The following is a 4,549-nucleotide window of genomic DNA, read 5'->3' on the forward strand; positions in this document are numbered from 1 at the left end:
CAGCAACGCCAAAATTTAGACCATTTTCTTGATTACAAAGTAAGAAAAAAACTCTAATACCCAATCTGTTTTTAATAGTATGATTAACTTCCAATCGAACTTGAAAAACCCGCTCCCTACTTCCCACTTCCTATTCCCCGCTCTCTTGACCAAATGCTCACCTCGCCTACCTTCACTCTGGCCACTTAGTGCTATTGTACACCTAACCAGACATTTTAGCCTGAAATTCTGAAATATAATGTCTGCTTAACCTGGAACGATCAAAGCGTTAGATTAGAAAGAGTCCTTTTTTTAGAGATATTTAACCCTGATGGTCTGGCCTTTTAAACCGAAAACCCACAAACAAATCGCTCGAATAGAAATTACAGGTGCAATTGCCTCCGATACCCGCAAAAGGGTCTTAAAAGCCCTAGAAATCGTCAAAGAAAGGCAATATCCCGCCCTACTTCTCCGAATTGACTCCCCCGGGGGAACCGTGGGGGATTCCCAAGAAATTTATGAAGCATTGAAGCGGTTACAAAAAAACACGAAAATAATCGCTAGTTTTGGCAATATTTCCGCCTCTGGCGGCGTTTATATCGGTATGGGGGCCAATTATATTATGGCTAACCCCGGCACGATTACTGGCTCGATCGGTGTTATCCTGAGAGGGAACAATCTGGAAAGATTGTTGGATAAGGTGGGAGTTTCGTTTAAAGTGATTAAATCTGGCCCTTATAAAGATATTCTCTCCTTCGATCGAGAATTAACTGATGAAGAAGAAAGAATTCTCCAGGATATGATCGATACCAGTTATCAGCAATTTCTGCAAACCGTCGCCGGAGCTAGAAATTTAGATGTCAATCAAGTGAAAAGTTTTGCCGATGGGCGCATTTTTACTGGTCAACAGGCTTTAGAATTAGGAGTGGTTGATCGCTTGGGAACCGAGGAAGATGCCCGACTTTGGGCGCTAGAATTGGCAGGATTACCCCCAGATAAAACTAAATGTCAGACTATCGAAGAACCGAAACCCCTCCTCAGTCGTCTGACGGGCAATCGTTCCCCAATACCCCCAGGATTACAAAAAACCCTACAGCGTCTAGAATTTGAATTGGAAGTTAACGGACAACTATTGTGGTTATACCGACCCTGATGGCCAGATTAAAGTCGAGAAAAAGGGCGCGTTAACCCCTAAAATTGACTCATCAGGATTAGCGGAGGATGACAATCGTGCAGTGGAAGATTCGAGCCATTCGGGGAGCAACAACAGTAACAGCTAATACTATTGAAGCTATACGAGAAGCAGTAACAGAACTCCTCGAAGCGATCGAAATCCACAATAGTCTCGATCCCGATGATATTGTTAGTATTATCTTTACGGCAACTCAGGATTTAGACGCGATTTTCCCCGCTGCTATCGCTCGCGAACGTCCCCATTGGCAAAATGTCCCCCTCCTCGATGTGCAACAGATGCACGTCGCTGGTAGTCTGGAAAAGTGTATTCGGGTAATTCTCCACGTTAATACTCCCAAACTGCCAAGCGAAATGCAGCACGTCTATCTGCAAGGGGCGAAAAATCTTCGCCCCGATTGGCAGATTTCTCCAGTAACTATTAATCGCTAAAATCTTCGATAACCTGTTCCCGCATTTTCTATTAAGTTTATCGATTTCTCACTCAGGGAAAAACTGGCCGCAAAAATCATTAAATTTACCTTTGGGGCCGAGAAAAATTATCAGTTATCAGTTATCAGTAAACAGTTATCAGTGAATAATCTCACTTAATAAACTCATAACCTCAAAACTGAATCGCGAGGCAGATCGATGAAGGATTGCTTATCAACCCCAACTTTTTTAACTGACTAAATCCCCATTTCCGACAGCCAACTCAAAATTAATTGATTAACTTTTTCGGGATGTTCATCGTGGGGACAGTGACCGGCTTTGGCAATCGGATAAAATTGGGTATTATTTCCCATTTTAGCTCTTTCTTGGTAAATTACCGAACCGGCGATCGGTGTCCAAGGGTCATCCTCTCCCCAGAGTACCAATAAAGGGCGATCGATTTGCGGTAATAATTCCTGGGTCGATGGTCCGGGGGGTGCTGTCAACACCGATGCAAACACTCCCCACGCACCCGCATCACAGGAGGGTTGATAGAGAATTTCGACTAATTCCTCGGTAATCGCGGTATGATCCCGATAAACCTGTTTTAAGGTCTTCCGGATGCGATTTTTCTGCCTTACCTGTTCAAAAATAAACTTTCCTGTCACGGGAGAACTAACTAAACCGGTAAAGGCAGCCATGATTAAACGCAGCGGCAAATTTAATTCTTCGGGACGATGGTTTAATCCTCCGGCACAGTTAATAATTACTCCTCCGGCAGTGATTTCGGGAGATTCTGCCATCAGCATTAAGGTAATCAGTCCCCCGATGGAATTACCGATAAATACCGCCGGTTTTGCCATTTTTTCTCGCCAAAAGTCTTGTATTTGCCGCAGCCAAAGGTCGAGACTATAATCTAAAGCGGGCTTATCTGTACCCCCAAATCCCAAAAGATCTAGGGCATAGACTTGATAGCCATTTTCCGCTAAAACGGGGATATTTTTGCGCCAATGACCGATAGATGCCCCAAAACCGTGAATTAATACTAGGGGTTGTCCTTCTCCCCGCACAGTGTAGGGGATGGTGTGACCTTGCCATGTCCAAGACAATTGCTCTAAGCTAGTCCCAGTGATCGGAGATTGTAGTGCCATTGTATGAAGTTTTATTAAGTGATAGGTAAATTATAGAGTAAAAATCAGTCGAGAATTTATGCCACAACGCCAGACTTTTACCAATAACTCGATGGAAATTTCCTATTTACAATGGAGCGATCGAGGTATGCCTCTATTATTATTGCACGGCATGGCGGATCATGCTTTGGTTTGGTCAAGTTTGGGCGATTATTTAAGCTCAAATTATCAAGTTATTGCCCCAGATTTGCGGGGACATGGGGAAAGCGGTAAACCGGCAACCGGTTATCACTTTCAGGATTATATCGGCGATTTAAGGGCTTTAATTAATCATTTAGGTTGGACGCAAGCACATATTTTAGGTCATTCTTGGAGTGCTAAAATAGCGGCAATTTGGGCAACTCAACAGCCGGAAGTATTTAAGAGTTTAATTTTAGTCGATCCCTTTTTTATCGATAAAATGCCTAGTTGGATTAGGATAACTTTTCCAATTCTCTATCAAGTTTTGCCCTTTTTAAAGATTACTCGCTCCTTTGATAGTTATCAGAGCATAGAGGCGATCGCTCGTCAATTAAAACAATATAAAGGTTGGTCAAATCTACAGCAAGAGGTGTTTAAAAATGCCATCGAACAAAAAGCTGATGGCAGTTGGAGCGGTAAATTCACTTTATCGGCACGCGGGGAAATTTTTGAGGATGTCATGGGGTTTGCCGGATTAACTAAAACTTTAGATATTCCCAGTTTATTAATCCTTCCCCAACAGGGATTAAATCGCACTGCTTGGCAAATTCAATCTTATAAAAAGTATTTAACTTCTCTAGAGATTAAAAAGATACCGGGTAATCATTGGGCATTTTTAGGGGAACCTGAAAGTTTTAATCAAGCGGTGGCCGAGTTTTTATCTGTTCAGGAAATTGTCTGATTAGCGGAGAGAACGAATCTGCAATTGGTAATAATCCTCGTCTAAACCTTGATTCTGCTTGTTATTAACCGAATTAAGCTGTTTTTGTAGTGCCAAAATGCGATCACTTGTAGCCGGATGGGTGCTGAGAATTGTCGGGGTAGAACCCCCCTGTTGTGGTAATTTTCCCATCAAGGAGATCATCGCCTTGGCTGCATAACCAGCCTCAGCTAGATTGTTTAAACCCAGTCGGTCCGCTTCTAATTCATCCTTGCGACTATTGGGCAGATTATAGGCGAGATTGACTGCCAATTGTACCCAAGTTTTTGTGTCTAATCCCGCCGCGCTGAGAAGTCCTTGGGCGAGGGCAGTATTGCTTGACATACTCCCACCGTCAAGCTACGCTGTGACGGGGGATTCTTGACCTATCACTATCGGAAATTCCTTGTTCAACGAGACAGCTTAGATTCTCAATGTCTCCATTAAGAATCCAGAGGCCGGACTCTCCCAAGGCGTTTGGGTCGGTTTCTGTTTGCCCAACAGTACCGTTGAGATAATTTCCCAAGTATTGTAACCCTTTTTTAAGAATATTTATTGCTGCATTATGATCCCTATCTAAGACTGTTTTACAGTTAGGACATTGATGAGTTCTAGTGCTTAATGTTTTTTGCACTCTCGTCCCACAAACTGAACAATCTTGGCTAGTGAAATGGGGAGGAACAGCAACACAAACAATCCGATAAATCTTGGCAAAATAATTCAACCATTCAGTGAATTGATACCAAGAAGCATCAGAAATCGACTTAGACAGCTTACGATTTTTGACTAAGTTTCTTACCTTTAAAGCTTCATAGACTACCAGATCATTAGACTGGACTAACGCCAAAGCGTCTTTAATTGCTTTGTCTTTACGTTGTCTTGACACTTTAAGATGAAG

General features: G+C 42.7%; 5 protein-coding genes and 1 pseudogene. 3 read left to right on the forward strand and 3 right to left on the reverse strand.

Going from position 1 to position 4,549, the window contains the following annotated elements; all coding sequences use genetic code 11:
* Positions 1-310 precede the first annotated feature (310 nt).
* On the forward strand, positions 311-1,132 hold the full coding sequence (gene sppA, locus PX636_RS15730; RefSeq protein ID WP_002759971.1) for a signal peptide peptidase SppA: 822 nt from the start codon (positions 311-313) through the stop codon (positions 1,130-1,132).
* A 68-nt stretch (positions 1,133-1,200) separates the two neighbouring features.
* Complete coding sequence (gene aroH / locus PX636_RS15735; protein WP_002798342.1) at positions 1,201-1,602, forward strand: chorismate mutase; 402 nt, start codon at positions 1,201-1,203, stop codon at positions 1,600-1,602.
* Positions 1,603-1,838: 236 nt separating this feature from the next.
* Here aroH and PX636_RS15740 read toward each other — a convergent pair whose 3' ends face one another.
* On the reverse strand, positions 1,839-2,732 hold the full coding sequence (locus PX636_RS15740) for an alpha/beta fold hydrolase (protein WP_002798343.1): 894 nt from the start codon (positions 2,730-2,732) through the stop codon (positions 1,839-1,841).
* A gap of 58 nt (positions 2,733-2,790) precedes the next feature.
* On the opposite strand from PX636_RS15740, the gene PX636_RS15745 reads away from it, so the two are divergent.
* Positions 2,791-3,633, forward strand: coding sequence for an alpha/beta fold hydrolase (locus PX636_RS15745; protein WP_002798344.1), 843 nt, complete (start codon positions 2,791-2,793; stop codon positions 3,631-3,633).
* On the opposite strand, the pseudogene PX636_RS15750 reads toward PX636_RS15745, so the two are convergent.
* Both PX636_RS15750 and PX636_RS15755 read right to left on the reverse strand, forming a co-directional pair.
* Positions 3,634-3,987, reverse strand: a pseudogene (locus PX636_RS15750) (M48 family metalloprotease); the annotation flags it as partial.
* Positions 3,988-4,006: 19 nt separating this feature from the next.
* Positions 4,007-4,549, reverse strand: a 543-nt coding sequence (locus PX636_RS15755; protein ID WP_288117767.1) for an RNA-guided endonuclease InsQ/TnpB family protein, incomplete at its 5' end; no start/stop codon positions are given.

It is taken from the genome of Microcystis sp. M53598_WE2, from assembly GCF_030067735.1.
Taxonomy (GTDB): domain Bacteria; phylum Cyanobacteriota; class Cyanobacteriia; order Cyanobacteriales; family Microcystaceae; genus Microcystis; species Microcystis aeruginosa.

What these genes read in the sequence shown, in the direction of transcription:
- PX636_RS15740 (WP_002798343.1), bottom strand. Translation starts at nt 2,732, where the DNA reads ATGGCACTACAATCTCCGATCACTGGGACTAGCTTAGAGCAATTGTCT.
- aroH (WP_002798342.1), top strand. Translation starts at nt 1,201, where the DNA reads ATGACAATCGTGCAGTGGAAGATTCGAGCCATTCGGGGAGCAACAACA.
- sppA (WP_002759971.1), top strand. Translation starts at nt 311, where the DNA reads ATGGTCTGGCCTTTTAAACCGAAAACCCACAAACAAATCGCTCGAATA.
- PX636_RS15745 (WP_002798344.1), top strand. Translation starts at nt 2,791, where the DNA reads ATGCCACAACGCCAGACTTTTACCAATAACTCGATGGAAATTTCCTAT.